Origin of the sequence: Aeromonas sp. R4-1, from assembly GCF_040908325.1 — a bacterium.
GTDB classification, from domain to species: domain Bacteria; phylum Pseudomonadota; class Gammaproteobacteria; order Enterobacterales; family Aeromonadaceae; genus Aeromonas; species Aeromonas veronii.
In genome coordinates this window covers 125,910-144,986 of sequence record NZ_JBFODM010000098.1, presented here as the reverse complement: position 1 = coordinate 144,986, position 19,077 = coordinate 125,910, and the positions used below count along the sequence as shown (strand labels likewise).

Sequence of the window (19,077 nt, the reverse complement as noted above, 5' to 3'; positions counted from 1 at the left end):
ACTCATCAACAGGGTAAAGGGAGAGCAACTGATGAAGCACTGTCTGTGGTTGTTGTGTTGTTGGTGTGTCTGGCTGCAGGCGGCACCCTTGCTGCTGGTGACCGGTGAGTTCACCCCCTATACCGGCAAGGCACTACCTGAAGGTGGCGAGAGCACCAGGCTGGTGACGACCCTGCTGCAAGAGGCCGGGTATCGGGAGATCCAGGTCGACTACCTGCCCTGGCCCCGCGGCTATCAGTTGACCCGCAATGGGTTGGTCGCGGCCACCTTCCCCTACGCCTGGACTGCCGAGCGGGCCAAGCTCTTCCACTACAGCGCTCCCATTCATATTGATCGCCTCTCCTGGTTTACCTATCGGGGGAGAGAGGCCATTCAGGCTGGCCGCTGGCAAGGGCTTCGAGTCTGCATTCCGCTGGGGTGGAGCACCAGCCATGCCGACGGGGTGATCAAGCGTTTCGGGCTGGATCTGCAGCGCCCCAAGACCCTGGCACAGTGTCTGCAACTGCTGGATCGCAAACGGATCGATCTGCTGCCGATGAACGAGACGGTGACTCGGGATGCCAGCCGCCAACTGTTTGGCGACCCCTGCCATCTGCAGGCCTTGCCCCACTTTCGCCAGAGCGACACTTTTTATCTGATCATTTCACGGCAGTACCCGGAGGCCACCAGCCTGCTTGAGCGCTTCAATCATGCCCTGGCTGCCGCCCGTGCCGATGGTCGCTATGACCAACTGATCTCCCGAGCCGGAAAGGGGATCGATTGCCGTTGAGAGTGCACGGCCGGAAAACAAAAAGCCGGAGCAGTGGCTCCGGCTTTCTTTAATTGTTTCAGAGGCGATTAGCGGCCTGATTCGGCGATGACGCGGGCGATGATATCGGCGCGCTTGCCGGCTTCCAGTTCGCCCAGGGCGATCAGGCCAGCCTTGAAGATGACGTTCTTCGGCAGGCTGACGTCGTCCAGTGTGGCGATCGCTTCAACGTGCATGCCGTTCAGACGGCTGGCATCGCGCGGGCTCAGGTTGACCTGGGTGTTCATCACCTGCTTGCCTTTCTTCTTGGCAGGTGCAGCCGCTTTCTTGGTGGATTCCTGTTCTTCGTCTTCCGGCAGTTCGTCATCAAAATCGTAAATAGACATAGTCAATCCTGTTGAGTTAGGCAAAAGGGCACGTTTGCCCGACATAGTAATCCGACATTGGGTCAATCAGCCCATATCCTCGTTACGGATAAAGGCGCGCCAGGAGGTGAGCACCTGGGCAAAATCTTCCAGCCCGCACATGGCCAGCTGTTCATCATCGTAGTAGGCGAGATCGTCAAGATCCTCACCGAGCTCGATATTGAGGGCGTTGGCTTTCACCTCCGCCTCTTCATGGGTCAGCAGCAGGGAGTAGTCACCGCCGTTGAGCCGGTATTCGACTCGGGTGCGGTTGGAGAGCTGATCAATGATGGAGAAGAGCTCATCGAGCTTCTCCTCATCCTTGCCAACCTCGTCGATCAGCCACTGACCGATGGCTTCATGGCCCATGGAGAACCGGGCGCGATAGCCACCAAACGGGTCGCGGCGAAATTCATAATCCATAGCACAGTCCAGATCGGAGGGATGGGCCATCACGGGCAGGCGGGTGCAAGAACGCAATTCCTGCTCCATGGCGGGGCACACATCGGGTAAAGTGGCCTATTCTAGCGATCCCCCTCTCGCTTGTCTTGATGATGTGGCATCTTTGCGCCCATGTGCCCTGAATCGGCCCGTGGTGGCGTAGCCAGATCAGCCCCTTGTCCGGAGATGTTATGCAGCTAAACGATAATCTTGCCCGCCAGATCGTCGCACGGGCGATGAAGATCCTGTCGTTCTCGGTCAACGTGATGGACGAACACGGTCTCATCATTGCGTCCGGCAATCCGGAGCGGATCCATCAGCGCCACGAAGGGGCCGTGCTGGCGCTCACCGAAAACCGGGTGGTGGAGATCAGCGAAGCGACTGCCTTGCAGCTCAAAGGGGTGCGACCAGGCATCAATTTGCCCATCTCCTATCAGGGGGAGCTGATCGGGGTGATCGGCATCTCCGGCGATCCGGAGGAAGTTCGCGCTTACGCCGAGCTGGTGCGAATGACCGCCGAACTGATCCTGGAGCAGGCGGCGCTCACCGAGCAGTTGCAGTGGGACAAGCGCCACAAAGAGGAGCTGGTGTTGCAGCTCATTCGGGGCGAGGGGCGAGTCGATCAATTGCAGCAGGCGGCCCGCTTTCTCGGACTGGAGTTGGCCCAGCCTCGGGTGGTAGCTGTGCTGGCGCTGGAGGAGGCGGATCCGGCGCGTCTGCGGGAGCTGGTTCATCAGCTGGAGAACCCGGAGCGGGACAATCTGGTCGCCATCAACGGGCTCGATGAGATAGTGGTGCTCAAACCGGCGCAATTGAGTGATGGCGTCTGGCAATCGGCGCAGGAGCGCAGCCGGATCAAGCAGTTGCTGGCCCGCATTCCCCACTTCAAGGTGCATATCGCGGTGGGCGATTACTTCGCCGGGATCGACGGGCTGGCGCGCTCTTACCAGACGGCGCGCGATACCCTGCGCAGTGGCATGCGGCAGGCGCCGCGCAAACAGGTCTACTTCTTTGAGGACTACCGTTTGCCAGTGCTGCTCGGCAGTCTGGCGGACTCCTGGCAGGCGGATCAGCTGCGCACACCGCTGCAAAAACTGGCCCGGGAAGATAGCAAGGGGGCGCTGCAGAAGACCCTGCGCCACTATTTCTTGCAGGATTGTGATCTGCATCGCTGTGCCGAAGCCTTGTTCATTCACCCCAATACCCTGCGCTATCGGCTGGGGCGGATAGAGCAGATAACTGGATTGAATTTCAACAAGTTAGACGACAAATTTTTGCTCTATCTCGGCCTTAATCTCGACTTGCGATTGTAAATTTAGACAAAAAACCACTTTTACATGACGTGATTTTTGGCTATTCAGCCAAAGAATTCTGATTGCAGATCTCCATAATGGCGGCCATTCACTCCCATTGAAGGTGTCCGTCATGATCCCGGTTTCAGCCCTTGGCGCCATCGCGGCGCTCTCCATCGCCATCATCCTCATTTTGAAGAAGGTGCCGCCCGCTTACGGCATGATCGTGGGTGCCCTGGCCGGTGGCCTGATTGGCGGTGCCGACCTGACCCAGACCGTCGCCCTGATGATCGGCGGCGCCCAGGGGATCACCACTGCGGTGATGCGGATCCTGGCGGCCGGTGTACTGGCGGGCGTGCTGATCGAATCGGGTGCGGCCACCACTATCGCCGAGACCATCGTCAAGAAGCTGGGTGAAACCCGCGCTTTGCTGGCACTGGCGCTGGCGACTCTGATCCTGACTGCGGTCGGCGTATTCGTGGATGTGGCCGTTATCACGGTCGCCCCCATCGCGCTGGCCATCGCCCGCCGTGCCGACCTCTCCAAGGCGGCCATCCTGCTGGCGATGATCGGCGGCGGCAAGGCGGGCAACGTGATGTCCCCCAACCCCAACGCCATTGCCGCGGCTGATGCTTTCCATCTGCCCCTCACCTCTGTGATGGCGGCAGGCATCATTCCGGGTCTGTTCGGTCTGGTGATGGCCTACTGGCTGGCTAAGCGGCTGAACAACAAGGGCAGCAAGGTTGCTGCTGATGAAGTGGTGAGCTTTGCCGGTGCCAAGTTGCCGGGCTTTGCCGCCGCCATCAGCGCGCCGCTGGTCGCCATCCTGCTGCTGGCCCTGCGGCCGGTCGCCGGTATCGTGGTGGATCCGCTGATTGCACTGCCCCTCGGTGGTCTGGTTGGTGCCCTGATGATGGGTAAATTCAGCAAGGTGAACCAGTTTGCGGTCTCCGGCCTCGCCCGCATGGCGCCGGTTGCCATCATGCTGCTGGGTACCGGTACCCTGGCAGGCATCATCGCCAACTCCGGCCTGAAAGATGTGCTGATCAGCGGCCTGACCGCCTCCGGTCTGCCTTCTTACCTGCTGGCGCCTATCTCCGGTGCTTTGATGTCGCTAGCGACCGCCTCGACCACCGCCGGTACCGTGGTGGCCTCCAACGTATTCAGCTCCACCCTGATTGAACTGGGGATCAGCAGTCTGGCCGGAGCGGCCATGATCCATGCCGGTGCCACCGTGTTTGACCACATGCCCCACGGCTCTTTTTTCCATGCCACCGGTGGCAGCGTCCACATGGGGGTGGGTGAGCGCCTGAAACTTATCCCTTACGAAACCGCAGTCGGTCTGACCATTGCCACTGTCTCCACCCTGATGTTTGGCGTGTTTGGCCTCGCCTAAGGAATTGATATGAAAATTGTTATTGCCCCCGATTCATTCAAGGAGAGTCTGAGCGCCATGGCGGTGGCTGATGCCATCGAGGCCGGTTTCAAGCAGGTGCTGCCGAACGCCACCTACGTCAAATTGCCGATGGCCGATGGCGGCGAGGGCACGGTGCAATCGCTAGTGGATGCCACTGGTGGCCGCATCCTGCCGGTCGAAGTGACCGCGCCCCTTGGCAACAAGGTACAGGGCTTCGTCGGCCTGCTGGGCGATGGCGAGCGCGCCGTCATCGAGATGGCCGCCGCCTCCGGTATCCATCTGGTGGCGCCCGAGCAGCGCAATCCGCTGCTCACCTCCAGCTTCGGTACCGGCGAGCTGATCCTGGCTGCGCTGGAGATGGGAGTGAAGCACCTCATCCTCGGTATCGGCGGCAGCGCCACCAATGACGGCGGAGCCGGTATGATCCAGGCGCTCGGCGGCAAGTTGCTCAAAGCCGATGGCTCTGCCATCGAGCTGGGTGGCGCGGGTCTCGGTGAGCTCGCGACCATCGATCTGAGCAGTCTGGATCCGCGTCTGAGCGATCTGGTTATCGAGGTAGCGTGCGATGTGAACAACCCGCTCTGCGGCCCGAAAGGCGCCTCTGCGGTGTTTGGCCCGCAAAAGGGGGCGACCCCCGAGATGGTGGCACAACTCGATGCCAACCTCTCCCGTTATGCCGACTGCATCGAGCAGTCGCTCGGCAAGCAGGTGAAGGATATTCCGGGGGCGGGCGCTGCCGGTGGCATGGGGGCCGCACTGGTCGGTCTGCTCGGTGCCGAGCTCAAGCCCGGCATTCAGATCGTCATCGAAGCGCTGAAACTGGCCGAGGAAGTGGCCGATGCGGATCTGGTCATCACAGGCGAAGGGCGCATCGACAGTCAGACCATCCATGGCAAGACGCCAATCGGTGTCGCACGTTGCGCCAAGCAGTTCGGCAAGCCGGTGATCGGTATCTCCGGTTGCCTGACCGATGATTGCGGTGTGGTACACGAGCACGGGCTGGACGCGGTATTCGCCGTGGTCAACCGCGCCATGTCCCTGCCGGAGGCGTTGGAGAGCGCCTGCACCAATATTCAACTCACTGCGCGCAACGTAGCGGCGCTCTATCAGCTCAAGGGCTGATCCGGTTCGGCCGATGCGCGCCATCGGCCACTCAATATCCCCGTTTGGGGCATCTCCCATCCCGCGAGATGTCTGACTGCCCTGGCACTTATTTGCCGATCCATCGTGATCGGCTCTTTTCTTTCCGTTCCTTTGTCTTGCCACACTTTTGACTCCATGGGTCAGCGCGGTTTTGATAGGCGCACATCTCCCTTTACGGCATAGTGGTCGTACCAAGTACAAGGAGAGACTCATGTTCCTGCTGACCCTGGGGGTTGCGCTGTTTACCCTGATCCATCTCTACCCCTGTTTTGCGGTGGCCCATCGGGCGCGACTGCGCGAGCGGCTGGGTGAGAACCGCTACAAGGGGCTCTTCTCCCTGCTGGTGTTTGTCGCCATCGCCTGCATCATCGCCGGTTGGCGCTCGGCCAGCTCGCTGCCGCTCTACTTCCTGCCGGAGTGGGGGCCGATGACCATGACGGTGATGATGCCCTTTGCGCTGATCCTCTTTTTCTCCGGCCAGGGGCCCAACCATCTGCGGCGCTGGCTGGTGCATCCCCAACTGCTCGGTACCCTGCTCTGGGCGGTGGCCCATCTGCTGGTCAATAGCGAGGCGCGATCTCTGGTGCTGTTTGGCGGCATCGGGCTGTGGGCGCTGGTGAGCATGGTCTGGATTTCGGTGCGGGACTGGCAGCGATATCCCCGCCCGGCGGCTAACTGGACGGGCACTGGCATCAGCGTCGGGGCGGGCCTGGCTGCCACTGCGCTGCTGGTGTTCTGGGGCCACGGCTGGCTGACCGGCATTCCATTGCATTGAGAGTGAACTGCGGCTCTGGCAACCGCGTATGATGGACAAAACAAAAGGAGTCTTGGCGATGAAATGGTTCACTCTGTTGCTGTTATTGGGGGCCGGCGCGGCCTCTGCGGCGTGCCCCGATTATTTCAATGTGGAGATGCGGGAACTCAACAATGCCCAGCGCCACAACCTCTGTCAGCTGACCGAGGGCAAGGTGGTGCTGGTGGTCAATACCGCCTCCTACTGCGGCTACAGCGGCCAGTTCCGCGATCTGGAGAAGCTCTACCAGAGCTACAAGGGTAAAGGGCTGATTATTCTGGGTTTCCCCTCTAGCGATTTCTGGCAGGAGGCGGGCAACGAGACCAAGACTGCCGAGGTATGCCGCCGCGACTATGGGGTCACCTTCCCGATGTTCAATCGGGTAGCGGTGCGGGGCTCCGATGCTGTGCCACTGTACAAGGGGCTGGCGGCGGCCGCTGATGGGGATGAGCCGAACTGGAACTTCCACAAGTATCTGGTGGGGCGCGATGGCAAGCTGATCGCCAGCTACGGCGCCAACCAGAATCCGGCTGACGACCCCCTCAAACTGCAGATCACCCGGGCGCTGGGGCTCTGACCCTACCCCTTGGCGGGCGGCTCTGGAATAATGGGCTCCCGCCACTCAATCCGGTTATCCTGTGCTGCAACGTCTTCCTCAAATGGTGATCTTCGATGCGCTGGTGCGCGAGCAGGGGATCTCTGCCGCCGCCCGTCGTCTCGGGGTCTCCAAATCCCATATCAGCAAGCAGCTGGCGCTGCTGGAGACCACCCTTGGCGCCCAGCTGGTCCAGCGCACCACCCGCCGCTTCGTCCTGACCGAGCTGGGTCAGGAGTATGCCCGTCACTGTCATGCGCTGGTGGCGGTGGCGCAGGAGGCTGACTCCATGATCGCCGAGCGGCGTGGCAAGGTGAGTGGCGTGCTCCATCTCGGGGTGGGCCAATCTTTTGGCCGCTTGCACGTCATTCCTCATCTCAAGGCGTTTCAGGATCGCTATCCCGAGTTGGAGCTGGAGGTCTCGCTGTTCGACCACAGAACCAATCTGGTGGATGAGGGGCTGGATCTCTGGCTCACCACCTATGAGGACAAGCCGGAAGGGCTGGTGGGACAGCGGCTGGCCGACATTGGCTTCGTGGTGGCGGCGTCGCCGGATTATCTGCTGAGCCACGGCACGCCACTTCATCCCAAGGATCTGGCCCAGCACAACTGCATCACTTACCAGAGTCGGGAGCGGCGCTATCACCAGTGGTCGTTTCGCCAGGGCAAGGAGCGCCAGACGGTGCAGGTGGCGGGCAACTATCGGGTGGATATGGCGGAGGCGGTGCGGGATGCGGCACTGGCCGGGCTCGGTATCGCCTATATTGCCAACTACTTGCTGGACAAGGAGTTACAGAGCGGCAAGCTGATCCCTGTGCTGCCAGGGTGGCGACCGAACCAACAGATGGCGGTACACGCCGTTTATGCCCGGCGTGAACATCTGGATCCCAAGATCCGTCTCTTCATCGATTTTCTCAAGGCCCGCTTTGGCCCCGAGCCCTATTGGGAGCAGCGACTGGCCCCCTGGCTCGGGGGTAAATTGTCCGGCGGTGAGGAATAATTGTTTCCATATAAGAACTCTCGATTTCTCCTGATACTAAAATCGAACCAAATCAGCCAGTTGGCGCAACCGATATCGTGCAAACGTTTTTTCTAACAGGGTTGTAACCAAGCGGACTTGCAGTGACGGGGTGAGAGGCGCAGAATCCGCGCCCATCTTTTGCCCCACCTGATGGAGTCCCTATGATTGCCCTGCTCGGCATCCTGAGTATCCTGGCGCTTGCCGTCATCTGCTCTGATAATCGTCGTCGTATCCCGTTGCGAACAGTTGGCCTTGCCCTCTGCCTGCAAATCATGTTTGCCGGTCTGGTGCTCTGGTTGCCTGCTGGTCAGCACGTGCTGAACGGGGTCAGCGAGAGCGTAAGTAGCGTGATCGGTTATGGTCAGGAGGGGATCGCCTTCCTGTTCGGCGATCTGGCCAAGTTCAAGCTGGGCTTCATCTTTGCCTTCAACGTATTGCCGGTCATCATCTTCTTCTCTGCGGTGATCGCCATCCTCTATCACATCGGCATCATGCCGCGGGTGATCGCCCTGCTGGGTGGTGGCTTGCAGAAATTGCTGGGCACCGGCCGTGCCGAGAGCCTCTCCGCGACCGCCAACATCTTCGTCGGTATGGTGGAGGCGCCGCTGGTGGTCAAACCCTACCTCTCCAAGATGTCCGATTCCCAGTTCTTCGCTGTGATGAGCTGTGGTCTCGCTTCCGTCGCCGGTGGCACCCTGGTGGGCTATGCCAGCCTCGGGGTTGAGTTGAAATACCTGATCGCTGCCGCCTTCATGTCGGCCCCTGCCGGTCTGGCGATGGCCAAAATCCTGGTGCCGCCGGGAGCTGAAGAGGTCGATCACCATCAGGATGTTGAGATCCCCCGCGCCACCAATGTGATCGAAGCGGCTGCCGATGGCGCCATGTCCGGCCTCAATATCGCGGTGGCGGTCGGTGCCACCCTGCTGGCTTTCGTTGGCGTGATCGCCATGCTCAATGGCCTACTCGGCTGGGCTGGCGGTCTGGTAGGGCTGGATCTGAGCTTCCAGATCATTCTGGGCTGGCTGTTTGCCCCCGTCTCCTGGCTGATCGGTGTGCCCTGGGATCAGGCGCAAGCCGCTGGCGCCCTGATCGGTACCAAGATCGTGGTCAACGAGTTCGTCGCCTTTATCGGTCTGGTGCAGGATCAGACCCTGAGCGAGTCGAGCAAGGCCATCGTGACCTTCGCCCTGTGCGGCTTTGCCAACATCTCCTCCATGGCGATCCTGATCGGCGGTCTGGGCTCCATGGTGCCGGAGCGCAAATCCTTCATCGCCCGTTACGGCATGCGCGCCATTCTCTCCGGCGTGCTGGCGAACCTGATGAGCGCCTGTCTGGCCGGTCTGTTCCTCGCCCTGTAATAGCAGCTGTACGGAATAGATGTAACAAGGGCGCCCTTGTCATATGGATAAAATGAAGCCCCGGCCTTGGTCGGGGCTTCTTGTTGCTGCTCAGTCGACGTAGAAGGTCTGCTGGAAGCTGAGGTTCTGTTGCTGCCCACCGCCCATGATCTTCAGGGTGAACTGATAGGTATCTTCGTTGCGGTAGGGGAGGGTTGCCAGATAGTAGATGGCATCCCCCTCTTTTACCTCCTGAAAGTTCAGGGTGCGGATGGTGCCGGTCAGGTTCTTGGCCTCACCGGTGATACCCACGGCTTGCGCCACTTTCTGCTTGTCCTGTACCGCGATATTGATGATGGCGTTGTAGCGGCTGCGCTCCAGTCCATACGCCTTGGCGACCTCTGGTGTAAGGAAGCTGGAGTTGAAGGCGTTGTAGTGCACCAGCCAGGGGCCCAGCTCCTTCATCTGTTCTGCCTTGAGCGGCAGGGTCATCAGCAGTGCCAGCAGGCCACTCATCCAGGCTGTTTTCATCTGTCATCCCTCTCATATCTACGGTTGGCGCAGGCCGATTCATTCAGCCTTGCGTGTCATTCAGTAGCGCACTCACTTCTTGTGGCCACTGTTTGGGGCTGTCGATGGCGACGGTTTTGTGCCGCCCCAGTTCGCCCCGCACTATGGTGATCTGTCCCTTGGCCACCTTGAACTGCTTGGCCAGAAACTTGATCAGATGGCTGTTGGCCTGGCCATCGACGGGCGGCGCCGTGATGGCCACTTTCAGCTCTTCACCATGCAATCCGATGATCTGATCCCGACTCGCCTTGGGCTGGATCACCAGATGCAGTACCAGTTCATCCCCTTGTTGCAGGACGGCTGGCATCAAATCATCCACCACAGCTGGCCAAACAGGTCACCCAGCAGGTAGTTGATGGCTTGCAGGCCGATAAAGGCGACTAACACCGAGAGATCCAGTCCGCCCAGTGCCGGCAGTACGCGGCGGATAGGGGCGAGGAACGGCTCGGTCAGCTGATGCATCACGTATTCGATGGGGTTGCGGCCCTGGCTGACCCAGCTCAGGATGGCGCGGATCAGCAGTACCCAGAAGATCATCGAGCCCGCTTTCTTCAGCACGGTCAGCGCGGCAAACAGGCTGATGCTGAGCCAGTCCGCCAGCAGCACGTTCATGCTCTTGAGCAGGGCCAGCTTGGCGAAGGCGATGGCCAGCGCCAGCACCACGGAAGCGAGATCGATGCCGCCAAAGCCAGGGATAACGCGGCGCAGCGGGATCACCAGCGGATTGGTCAGCTTGACCACCATCTGGCTCATCGGGTTGTAAAAGTCGGCACGGGCCCACTGCAGCCAGACGCGCAGCAGGATCACCATCAGGTAGAGATCGAAAACGGTGTTAATCAGAAAGTAAGCAGTGTTCATCTGGGCTCCTGTTAGAAGAGGGTTTCCATTTCGGTGGCGCGAGCAACGGCCGCCTGCATGGCTTGCGCAGTCAGCGGCATCAGCCCCTGCTGCTGGAATGTCTTGATGGCTTCGGCTGTGGTGCCGCCCTTGCTGGTCACCTGCTCACGCAGGGTCTGCAGCGCCAGCTCCGGGTTTTGCTCCACCATGGCGGCTGCGCCCAGCGCGGTCTGCTGCACCAGCAGGCGTGCCTGCTCGGGTGAGAAGCCCATCGCCTCTGCCTCTTCGGCGATGGCTTGCATAAAGAGGAAGAAGTAGGCCGGGGCACTGCCCGCCGCGGCGATGACGCCGTTGATGCCGGACTCCTGCTCCACCCAGAGGGTCTTGCCGACTGCCTGCATCATCTGCTCGGCAAACTCGCGATCACTGGCTCCAATATGCTCGGGCGCATAGAGGCCGGTCATGCCCAGACCCAGCAGGGCCGGGGTATTGGGCATAGTGCGGATGATGCGGTCATGGCCACCGGCCATCTCGCCAAGGCGCGCGACCTTGATACCGGCCGCGATGGAGATGAGCAACTTGCCCTCAAGGGAGCCCAGCTCGGCAACCAGCGCAGCCAGCATGCCAGCCATCAGCTGCGGCTTGACCGCCAGCACGATCACTTCGGCGTCGCGGGCCGCCTCGGCATTACTCTGGGTGATGCGAATGCCGTAGTCGCTCGCCAGCGCCTCCAGCTTGGGCAGACTGGGGTTGGCAGCCGTGATCTGCCCGGCGGGATAACCCGCCTTGACCAGTCCGGCGATGATGCTGCGGCTCATGTTGCCCGCGCCGATAAAGGCCAGCGTTCTATGCTGCATCAGATGCTCCTGTTGCACATGGGGTCGCGGCGGGGTTGGCGCTACCTGCACCACCTGACGCCAGAATTCGGTGTTCCATCAAACGCTCCTGTTGATGAAGTCGCGGCAAGAGGCGGACGTATGGGTTATCCGCTGGCCTTGCCTATGAGTAGTCACGGGCGCCGAAGATGGCGGTGCCGACCCGCACCATGGTGCTGCCGTGGGCTATCGCCAGTTCAAGATCCTCGGTCATCCCCATCGAGAGGGTATCCACCGTGGGGTATTGTCGCGCAAGCTCGGTGAACAGAGTCTGCATGCGGGTCATTTGGGCGGCCAAGACGGTCTCGTCACTGGTGTGTTCGGGAATGGCCATCAGCCCCCGCAGCACCAGTCGGTCACTGTGGGAGACCAGCTCGGCAAGGCGGAAAATCTCTTGTTCCGACGTTCCGGATTTGCTGCTCTCTCCGCTAATATTGATTTGCAGACAAACATTTAGCGGTGCCATTGTAGTTGGGCGCTGGTTGTTGAGGCGGTCGATCAGCTTGTCCCGATCCACGCTCTGCACCCAGTCAAACCGTTCGGCGACCAGTTTGGATTTGTTCGATTGCAAAGGGCCGATAAAGTGCCACTCTATGTCGCTATATTCCGGCTGCTGGCGCAAGGTATCGATCTTGGCCGCCGCTTCCTGAGCGTAGGATTCGCCAAAGCAGCGCTGACCTGCAGCATGGGCAACCATGATGGCCTCGACCGGCTTGGTCTTGCTCACGGCCAGCAGGCGGATCTGCTGCAGGTTGCGGCTCGCCCGTTCGGCGGCCTGGGCAATACGTTCCTTTACCTGAAACAGGTGCTGGGCAATCTGGTTCATATTTCGTTAGTGATCTTGTGATGGGAGAATGACAAGTCTATGGATATCACAGAGTTATTGGCTTTCAGTGTAAAGCATAAAGCCTCGGATCTACACCTGTCCGCCGGGGTTCCCCCGATGATCAGGGTTGATGGTGAGGTTCGCAAGATCAATTTGCCCGCCCTGGAACACCGGGAAGTGCATGCCCTCATTTACGACATCATGAACGACCATCAGCGCAAGGAGCTGGAGGAGAACTTCGAGGTCGACTTCTCGTTCGAGGTGCCCAATCTGGCCCGTTTCCGGGTCAACGCCTTCCAGCAGGCGCGCGGCTCTGGCGCGGTATTTCGTACCATCCCCAGCACTGTGCTGAGCCTCGAAGATCTCGATGCGCCGGAGATCTTCCGCAAGATTGCCGAGTTCCCGCGGGGTCTGGTGTTGGTGACCGGCCCGACCGGCTCGGGTAAGTCGACCACTTTGGCGGCCATGGTCAACTACATCAACGAGAACTTCCATCACCACATCCTCACCATCGAGGACCCCATCGAATTCGTCCACGAGAACAAGCGCTGTCTGGTGAACCAGCGGGAAGTGCACCGGGATACCAAGAGCTTCAGCAACGCCCTGCGCTCGGCACTGCGGGAAGACCCGGACATCATTCTGGTGGGCGAGATGCGCGACCTTGAGACCATTCGTTTGGCCATGACCGCCGCCGAAACTGGCCATCTGGTGTTTGGCACCCTGCACACCTCGTCGGCGGCCAAGACCATCGACCGTATCATCGACGTCTTCCCCGGCGCGGAGAAGGACATGGTGCGCTCCATGCTCTCCGAATCCCTGCGGGCGGTTATCTCCCAGACCCTGCTTAAGCGCATTGGTGGCGGTCGGGTGGCGGCTCACGAGATCATGATGGGCATTCCGGCGGTGCGTAACCTGATCCGGGAGGACAAGATTGCCCAGCTCTACTCGGTGATCCAGACCGGGATGACCCACGGCATGCAGACCATGGATCAGAGCCTCAAGCAGCTGGTGAGTCGTGGCGTGGTGGCATCCCTCGATGCCAAGGCTAAGGCCGTCGATCCCAACAGCATTTAAGAGACTCGCGTCCAGGGAGGGATAGATGATGAATCTGGATGATCTGCTGAGCGAGCTGGTCGAGCGAAAGGGATCGGATCTGTTTGTGACGGTGGGCTCGCCGCCCACCCTCAAGGTAAATGGCCATCTGGTGTCGCTGGGGGGGGAGGCGCTCGACAAGAAGGGGGCTCTGACGCTGGTCAGGGATACCCTCAGCAGCGATCTCTTCGAGCGCTATATCCGCACCAAGGAGGCCAACTACGCGATCTATCGCGAGGCTCTTGGTCGTTTTCGGGTCAGCGCCTTCTGGCAGCAGGAGCTGCCCGGCATGGTGGTGCGGCGTATCGAGACCCGCATTCCCACCTTTGAAGATTTGCAGCTACCCAAGATCCTGCAAGAGGTGGCGATGGCCAAGCGGGGACTGGTGCTGTTTGTCGGCGCCACCGGGGCGGGCAAATCGACTACCCAGGCGGCGATGATCGGCTATCGCAACCAGCATGCCGATGGTCACATTCTGACGGTGGAAGATCCGGTGGAGTTCGTCCATCAGCATGGTCGCAGTCTGGTGACCCAGCGAGAGGTGGGGATCGACACCGAGTCATTCGATGTGGCGCTGAAAAGCTCGCTGCGTCAGGCGCCGGACGTGATCCTGATCGGTGAGATCCGCAGTCAGGAGACCATGGAGTTTGCCCTGCAGTTCGCCGAGACCGGCCACCTTTGTCTCGCCACTTTGCATGCCAACAATGCCAACCAGGCGCTGGATCGCATCCTCCATCTGGTGCCGCAAGACAAACACCGCCAGTTTCTGTTCGATCTCTCCTTCAACCTCAGAGCTATTGTCGCCCAGCAACTGGTGCCGAGTGTCGATGGTTTGCGGCGCAGTGCGGCATTCGAGATCCTGCTCAATACCCCGCTCATCACCGACATAATCCGCAAGGGAGAGATGCACCGTCTCAAGGAGGTGATGACCAAATCTGCCGAACTGGGCATGCAGACCTTCGATCAGGCGCTTTTCAGCCTGTTCTGCGCCGGCCAGATTGGCTACAGTGAGGCCCTCGCCCATGCCGACTCGGCCAACGACCTGCGGCTGCTGATCAAGCTCTCCGGTCGCGAGCAGCTGGGGTCCGGCACACTGGAAAATGTGACGCTGGATGAATGAAACATGGGGCCGATCCGCTGTTCGGCCCCTAGCCAGAAAGGAACGTTATGCTGATTGTGGTTTCCCCGGCCAAGACGCTGGATTACGAGTCACCGCTGGTGACCCCCCGTTTCACCCAACCCGAGCTGCTGGATCACTCCGCCGAGCTGATTAGCCGAGCCCGCCAACTGAGCCCTGACCAGATCGCCACACTGATGAAGATCAGCGACAAGCTGGCCGGTCTCAATGCCGCCCGTTTTGCCGAGTGGCAGCCAGATTTCACCCCCGCCAATGCCCGTCAGGCGCTGCTGGCCTTCAAGGGGGATGTCTACACCGGTTTGGCGGTAGAGGATTTCAGCGAGGCCGATTTTGACTTCGCTCAGGCACACCTGCGGATGCTCTCCGGCCTCTATGGCGTGTTGCGTCCCCTCGACCTGATGATGCCCTATCGACTGGAGATGGGGACCAGGCTCAACAATAGTCGCGGCAAGGATCTCTACCAGTTCTGGGGGGAGGTGATCACTCACCACCTCAACGACGCGCTGGCAGCGCAGGGGGATGAAGTGCTGATCAATCTGGCCTCCGACGAGTATTTCAAGTCGGTACGACCCAAGAGCCTGAAAGGGCGGATTGTCACACCGGTGTTCAAGGATGAGAAAAACGGCCAGTTCAAGATCATCAGCTTCTACGCCAAGAAGGCGCGCGGCATGATGGCTCGCCACATCATCAAGCACCGTCTGACCGAGGTGGAGCAGCTGACCGGTTTCAACGCCGAGGGCTACTACTTCGTACCGGAAGAGTCGGACGCCAATACCCTGATGTTTAAACGCGCCGAAAATTAATTACAAAAAGAGGGAACCAATCTTTCGACCCGTGGGTCTGAATATGTGAATCCTCTGTTGTAAGCACTTTTTATTCGCCGACGTTTGATACGTCGGCTTTTTTATTGCCGTTTTTATTGTCCATCGATTGCCTTCGCCGGGACTATGTGGTTCAGATAGACTCAAGACAGGGAGCGAGTCGTCGTGAGGTGAATATGGAACAGAAAAATGCCATTCGGCAGGTTGCCGTCCCTTGGGCTCCGTCCCGCCAGCTCCCACCCGGGCTGGTCGTTGCCGAGCTGCATCAGGATCTCTGGAGCGACTCCCTGACCATCATGCTGGGTCGGGCACGCAGCATCGATCTGCCCCCGCAAATCCTCTGCCGGGTCTATTTTCGCCATATCTACGCCCTGCGGGTCATCGAAGATTGCGATCTGGCCGAGGGGAAGGATAGTCACGCTATCGAAGAGCAGATCCAGCTCATCACCCCATCCCGTTTTGCCAGCTGGTTCCATCAGGAGTCGGACGGCCTGCATCTGGATGAAGACCTGCAACACTATCGCATCTCGACCTGGGATTATTGCGCCGATGTGCTCACCTCCTCGGCGCCGGAGCTGCAATTCCTGCCCCAGAGCGAGTAGCCAGCTGTTACGTCAGAGGCGAAGGATGATCCTTCGCCTCTTGGTTTTTGGGCGGGCGCAGATTTTGTGGCGTTCAGGCCATTCAACCCAAGTGGTGGCCTGTTGTGTCGACACAAAAAAAGCGCCTCAGAGGAGGCGCGGGGAAAAAGACAGATTGGAAGCGTCACATGGGTGCTACTTGAATCAGCGAATGAGCCGTGCCATTCAAGTATGGAGCCATCATGCCAAGCTCAATCTGAAGTAGTTCTGAGGCGATTCTTCATTTTCTGTTCATCTTGTCAGCAAAGCGTGGTCACTGACTGAAATCCTTTTCATTCTGGTCACCATATTGTCCCGCCCTCTCCAAGGCGCTCATCGTCTCATGGGGCCAGCTCGAATGTTGTGCCAGTCTGTTCCAGAGCCAGCAACCAGCGCTTGATGGGAATGCCGCCAGCATAGCCGGTCAGCTCGCCGCTGCGTCCGATCACCCGATGGCAGGGCACTATGATGCTCAGCGGATTGCGCCCATTGGCAGCGCCCACAGCCCGCACCGCCTTGGGATTGCCTATCGCCTGGGCAATCTCGAGATAGCTCACGGTCTCGCCATAGGGGATATCGCACAAAGCATTCCACACCGTTTGTTGGAACGGGGTGCCCTTCGCTGCCATGGGCAGATCGAACTGCTGCAATTTTCCGGCGAAATAGGCATTGAACTGGGCAAGATAGGGGGCCAGCGCCTTGTCATCCCGTTGCCAGTCAGCTTGCGGCATGACGGGGCGCTCCCCGTGCATGAACTCCACGTGACGCAGTCCATCCTGATCGATGGCGATCAGCAGGGGGCCGCGGGCGCTGTCGCAAAAACTGTATCTCATCGGCTGACATCCTTTGGGGGCGGGGGGGCTCAGTCCAGAACCGGTTTGCCGCGGGCGGACTTGATATCCCCCTTGCGCTTTTTGGCATCGACCCGTTTGCGCTGGGAGCTGCGGGTCGGCTTGGTGGCATGGCGAGCCTTGGGGCGCCAGGCTGCTTTTTTCAGCAACTCCACCAGACGGCTCATCGCCTCCTTGCGGTTCATGTCCTGGCTGCGATGGCTCTCGACCCGGATCAGGATAAAGCCATCGTGTACCCGGCTGTCGCTCAGCTTGTCGAGACCCTCCTTGTAGAGGGGCGTCAGGCTGGGAGAGTTGCGGTAATCGAAGCGCAACCAGACGGCGGAGTCGGTCTTGTTGACGTGCTGTCCACCGTTGCCCTGTGCCCGCATGGTCTGAAATTGCAGCTCATGCCAGGGAATCGTGACGCTGTTGGAGATAACTAACATGCTGTTTTGCTCTTGTTTGGTGCATACCCGCTGACCGCTGCAGCATGGTGCCTCATTATGGGGCGTGCTGGCCGGTTATGGGGATGTGCCTGGCGAATGGCGCAGGCATTAAACTCTATCTATATGAAATAAAACAATAAAAATACTTGGCATAAGAATTGAAACCCGATTAATGACACACCATGGATTGGGAGCAACCAGATGAAGCTGATTAGTGCGATTATCAAACCGTTCAAGTTGGACGATGTCCGCGAGGCTATTGCCAACCTGGGGGTGGAAGGGCTGACCGTGTCCGAGGTCAAGGGATTTGGCCGCCAGAAGGGACACACCGAATTATACCGGGGAGCCGAGTATCAGGTCGACTTCCTGCCCAAGGTGAAGCTGGAGATTGCTACCGCCGATGATAACGTGGAAGGGGTGATCGAGGCGATCTGCAAGGCGGCCTATACCGGCAAGATCGGCGACGGCAAGATTTTTGTCTACGACTTGCTGCAAGCGGTGCGCATCCGCACCGGCGAGAGTGACGACGAGGCGCTGTGATGAACCGCATCCGTGACGTACAGATCTGTTGACCTCCCGAGCTCGGGGAATCCCGATGGAGTGAGCGCTTATTGAAGCCTGATCAACATAACGTTTTGCTCAGAAGAGGCCGAATGGGATTCCATCCGGCCCTTTTCAATTATGGGCGATTAAATATGTGATGTGGCGACGGCGAGCTTTCTTGATCCGCTTATAAGATGTATGCAGAATGCAAACGGAAATCGTTATCACTCTGTATAGCTAATCAAGGAATGGATGATGAAAATGAAGATGTTGGCACTGGCTTTCTCTGCGTTGGCAGCTCAGTCGGCATTGGCGGCCGGGGAAGTGAATGTCTACTCCAACCGGCAGGATGAGCTGATCAAGCCCATCATCCAGCAGTTCGAGAAGGAATCTGGCATCAAGGTGAACGTGGTGTTCGCCAAAGAGGGGTTGAACGAGCGTCTGGAGCGGGAAGGCAAACTCTCTCCGGCCGACCTGATGCTGACCGTCGATATCAGCCGTCTGACCGATCTGGTGGACAAGGGGTTGGTGCAGCCGGTGGACAGCAAGATCCTGCAGGAGAACATCCCCGCCATCTATCGTGATCCGGAGAATCGCTGGTTCGCCCTGACTACCAGGGTTCGCGCCATCTACTCCAGCAAGGATCGCCTCGGCAAGCAGGGCACCATCAGCTACGAAGATCTGGCCAAACCGGAATTCAAAGGGAAAATCTGCACCCGCAGCGGCAAGCATGAGTACAATGTGGCGCTGGTCTCCTCCATGATTGCCCATCACGGCATGGCCGAGACCAAAACCTGGCTGGAAGGGGTCAAGGCCAACCTGGCGCGCAAGCCGCAGGGCAACGACCGGGATCAGGTCAAGGCGATCAAGGATGGTATCTGTGACGTGTCGCTCGGCAACAGCTATTATCTGGGCGCCATGTTGAAAGATCCTGCGCAGAAGTCCTGGGCGGATGCGGTCTATATCAACTTCCCGAACCAGGCTGACCGCGGTGCCCACGTCAACGTGAGCGGCGTGGCCATGACCAAATATGCCAAGAACAAGGCCGAGGCCCAGAAGCTGATGGAGTTTCTGGCTGGCGAGACCGCCCAGCACATGTATGCGGACGTGAACGCCGAATATCCGGTCAAGGCCGGAGTCGAGCCTTCCGCCATGGTCAAGTCTTGGGGCAGTTTCAAGTCTGACGCACTACCGGTCAGCGATTACGCCAAGCACCGCAAGGACGCCTTGCAGTTGCTGGATGAAGTAAAGTTCGACTTGTAATCAGATGGGGCCAACGGCCCCA

Annotated in this window: 23 protein-coding genes; 14 read left to right on the top strand and 9 right to left on the bottom strand. The window is 59.5% G+C overall.

Annotation, left to right across the window (positions count from 1 at the left end):
- The first annotated feature begins 31 nt into the window (after positions 1-31).
- A complete protein-coding gene (locus tag AB5Y90_RS19035; RefSeq protein ID WP_201953705.1) occupies positions 32-769 on the top strand; it encodes an ABC transporter substrate-binding protein in 738 nt (245 codons plus the stop codon).
- A 68-nt stretch (positions 770-837) separates the two neighbouring features.
- Here the strand turns inward: AB5Y90_RS19035 and AB5Y90_RS19030 are convergent, their stop codons facing one another.
- Positions 838-1,134: a hypothetical protein gene (locus AB5Y90_RS19030; RefSeq protein ID WP_005348860.1), complete on the bottom strand. Its 297-nt coding sequence runs from the start codon at positions 1,132-1,134 to the stop codon at positions 838-840.
- A 66-nt stretch (positions 1,135-1,200) separates the two neighbouring features.
- Positions 1,201-1,575, bottom strand: coding sequence for a YacL family protein (locus AB5Y90_RS19025; protein WP_026034971.1), 375 nt, complete (start codon positions 1,573-1,575; stop codon positions 1,201-1,203).
- A gap of 209 nt (positions 1,576-1,784) precedes the next feature.
- On the opposite strand from AB5Y90_RS19025, the gene AB5Y90_RS19020 reads away from it, so the two are divergent.
- The 7 genes from AB5Y90_RS19020 to AB5Y90_RS18990 all read left to right on the top strand — a co-directional run bounded on the left by AB5Y90_RS19020 (position 1,785) and on the right by AB5Y90_RS18990 (position 9,212).
- On the top strand, positions 1,785-2,906 hold the full coding sequence (locus tag AB5Y90_RS19020; RefSeq protein ID WP_368167568.1) for a sugar diacid recognition domain-containing protein: 1,122 nt from the start codon (positions 1,785-1,787) through the stop codon (positions 2,904-2,906).
- 112 nt (positions 2,907-3,018) lie between these two features.
- On the top strand, positions 3,019-4,281 hold the full coding sequence (locus AB5Y90_RS19015; protein ID WP_368167567.1) for a GntP family permease: 1,263 nt from the start codon (positions 3,019-3,021) through the stop codon (positions 4,279-4,281).
- Between the two features lie 9 nt (positions 4,282-4,290).
- Positions 4,291-5,424, top strand: coding sequence for a glycerate kinase (locus AB5Y90_RS19010; protein WP_274160547.1), 1,134 nt, complete (start codon positions 4,291-4,293; stop codon positions 5,422-5,424).
- A gap of 232 nt (positions 5,425-5,656) precedes the next feature.
- Positions 5,657-6,220 carry an NnrU family protein gene (locus tag AB5Y90_RS19005; protein WP_042084306.1) on the top strand — a complete coding sequence of 188 codons (564 nt, stop codon included), beginning with the start codon at positions 5,657-5,659 and terminating at the stop codon, positions 6,218-6,220.
- Positions 6,221-6,278: 58 nt separating this feature from the next.
- Entirely contained in the window at positions 6,279-6,815 is a 537-nt protein-coding gene (locus AB5Y90_RS19000) for a glutathione peroxidase (RefSeq protein ID WP_307895564.1), read from the top strand.
- An 82-nt stretch (positions 6,816-6,897) separates the two neighbouring features.
- On the top strand, positions 6,898-7,833 hold the full coding sequence (locus tag AB5Y90_RS18995; RefSeq protein WP_005340335.1) for a LysR family transcriptional regulator: 936 nt from the start codon (positions 6,898-6,900) through the stop codon (positions 7,831-7,833).
- A 182-nt stretch (positions 7,834-8,015) separates the two neighbouring features.
- The gene (locus tag AB5Y90_RS18990) at positions 8,016-9,212 is read left to right on the top strand and encodes a NupC/NupG family nucleoside CNT transporter (RefSeq protein ID WP_005348874.1); all 1,197 of its coding nucleotides are present in this window, start codon (positions 8,016-8,018) and stop codon (positions 9,210-9,212) included.
- A 90-nt stretch (positions 9,213-9,302) separates the two neighbouring features.
- Here the strand turns inward: AB5Y90_RS18990 and AB5Y90_RS18985 are convergent, their stop codons facing one another.
- From AB5Y90_RS18985 to AB5Y90_RS18965, 5 genes are all read right to left on the bottom strand, one after another.
- The gene (locus tag AB5Y90_RS18985) at positions 9,303-9,722 is read right to left on the bottom strand and encodes a DUF4426 domain-containing protein (RefSeq protein ID WP_005340339.1); all 420 of its coding nucleotides are present in this window, start codon (positions 9,720-9,722) and stop codon (positions 9,303-9,305) included.
- Positions 9,723-9,765: 43 nt separating this feature from the next.
- The gene (gene yggU, locus AB5Y90_RS18980) at positions 9,766-10,068 is read right to left on the bottom strand and encodes a DUF167 family protein YggU (RefSeq protein ID WP_139461355.1); all 303 of its coding nucleotides are present in this window, start codon (positions 10,066-10,068) and stop codon (positions 9,766-9,768) included.
- Entirely contained in the window at positions 10,068-10,619 is a 552-nt protein-coding gene (locus tag AB5Y90_RS18975) for a YggT family protein (protein WP_005341416.1), read from the bottom strand. The genes yggU and AB5Y90_RS18975 overlap by 1 nt, the downstream gene beginning before the upstream one ends.
- Positions 10,620-10,630: 11 nt before the next feature.
- On the bottom strand, positions 10,631-11,455 hold the full coding sequence (gene proC, locus AB5Y90_RS18970; protein WP_307895563.1) for a pyrroline-5-carboxylate reductase: 825 nt from the start codon (positions 11,453-11,455) through the stop codon (positions 10,631-10,633).
- A gap of 142 nt (positions 11,456-11,597) precedes the next feature.
- Positions 11,598-12,299 carry a YggS family pyridoxal phosphate-dependent enzyme gene (locus AB5Y90_RS18965; protein WP_368167566.1) on the bottom strand — a complete coding sequence of 234 codons (702 nt, stop codon included), beginning with the start codon at positions 12,297-12,299 and terminating at the stop codon, positions 11,598-11,600.
- A gap of 39 nt (positions 12,300-12,338) precedes the next feature.
- Between AB5Y90_RS18965 and tapT the strand changes: the two genes are divergently transcribed.
- The 4 genes from tapT (at position 12,339) to AB5Y90_RS18945 (ending at position 15,952) form a co-directional block, all read left to right on the top strand.
- The gene (gene tapT / locus AB5Y90_RS18960; RefSeq protein ID WP_005340354.1) at positions 12,339-13,373 is read left to right on the top strand and encodes a type IVa pilus ATPase TapT; all 1,035 of its coding nucleotides are present in this window, start codon (positions 12,339-12,341) and stop codon (positions 13,371-13,373) included.
- Positions 13,374-13,401: 28 nt separating this feature from the next.
- Positions 13,402-14,511 carry a type IVa pilus ATPase TapU gene (gene tapU / locus AB5Y90_RS18955; RefSeq protein ID WP_368167579.1) on the top strand — a complete coding sequence of 370 codons (1,110 nt, stop codon included), beginning with the start codon at positions 13,402-13,404 and terminating at the stop codon, positions 14,509-14,511.
- 47 nt (positions 14,512-14,558) lie between these two features.
- Entirely contained in the window at positions 14,559-15,332 is a 774-nt protein-coding gene (yaaA, locus tag AB5Y90_RS18950) for a peroxide stress protein YaaA (RefSeq protein WP_100646812.1), read from the top strand.
- 194 nt (positions 15,333-15,526) lie between these two features.
- A complete protein-coding gene (locus AB5Y90_RS18945) occupies positions 15,527-15,952 on the top strand; it encodes a hypothetical protein (RefSeq protein ID WP_005340360.1) in 426 nt (141 codons plus the stop codon).
- A gap of 359 nt (positions 15,953-16,311) precedes the next feature.
- Here the strand turns inward: AB5Y90_RS18945 and AB5Y90_RS18940 are convergent, their stop codons facing one another.
- Both AB5Y90_RS18940 and arfB read right to left on the bottom strand, forming a co-directional pair.
- Positions 16,312-16,803: a methylated-DNA--[protein]-cysteine S-methyltransferase gene (locus AB5Y90_RS18940; protein WP_274160552.1), complete on the bottom strand. Its 492-nt coding sequence runs from the start codon at positions 16,801-16,803 to the stop codon at positions 16,312-16,314.
- A 29-nt stretch (positions 16,804-16,832) separates the two neighbouring features.
- Positions 16,833-17,249 (bottom strand): alternative ribosome rescue aminoacyl-tRNA hydrolase ArfB, encoded by a 417-nt coding sequence (gene arfB, locus AB5Y90_RS18935; protein ID WP_021230947.1) that lies wholly within the window; start codon positions 17,247-17,249, stop codon positions 16,833-16,835.
- Positions 17,250-17,450: 201 nt separating this feature from the next.
- Here arfB and glnK point away from each other — a divergent pair, with 201 nt between their 5' ends.
- Positions 17,451-17,789: a P-II family nitrogen regulator gene (glnK, locus tag AB5Y90_RS18930; RefSeq protein ID WP_005341406.1), complete on the top strand. Its 339-nt coding sequence runs from the start codon at positions 17,451-17,453 to the stop codon at positions 17,787-17,789.
- Between the two features lie 258 nt (positions 17,790-18,047).
- On the top strand, positions 18,048-19,055 hold the full coding sequence (locus AB5Y90_RS18925) for a Fe(3+) ABC transporter substrate-binding protein (protein ID WP_368167578.1): 1,008 nt from the start codon (positions 18,048-18,050) through the stop codon (positions 19,053-19,055).
- Positions 19,056-19,077: the final 22 nt, after the last annotated feature.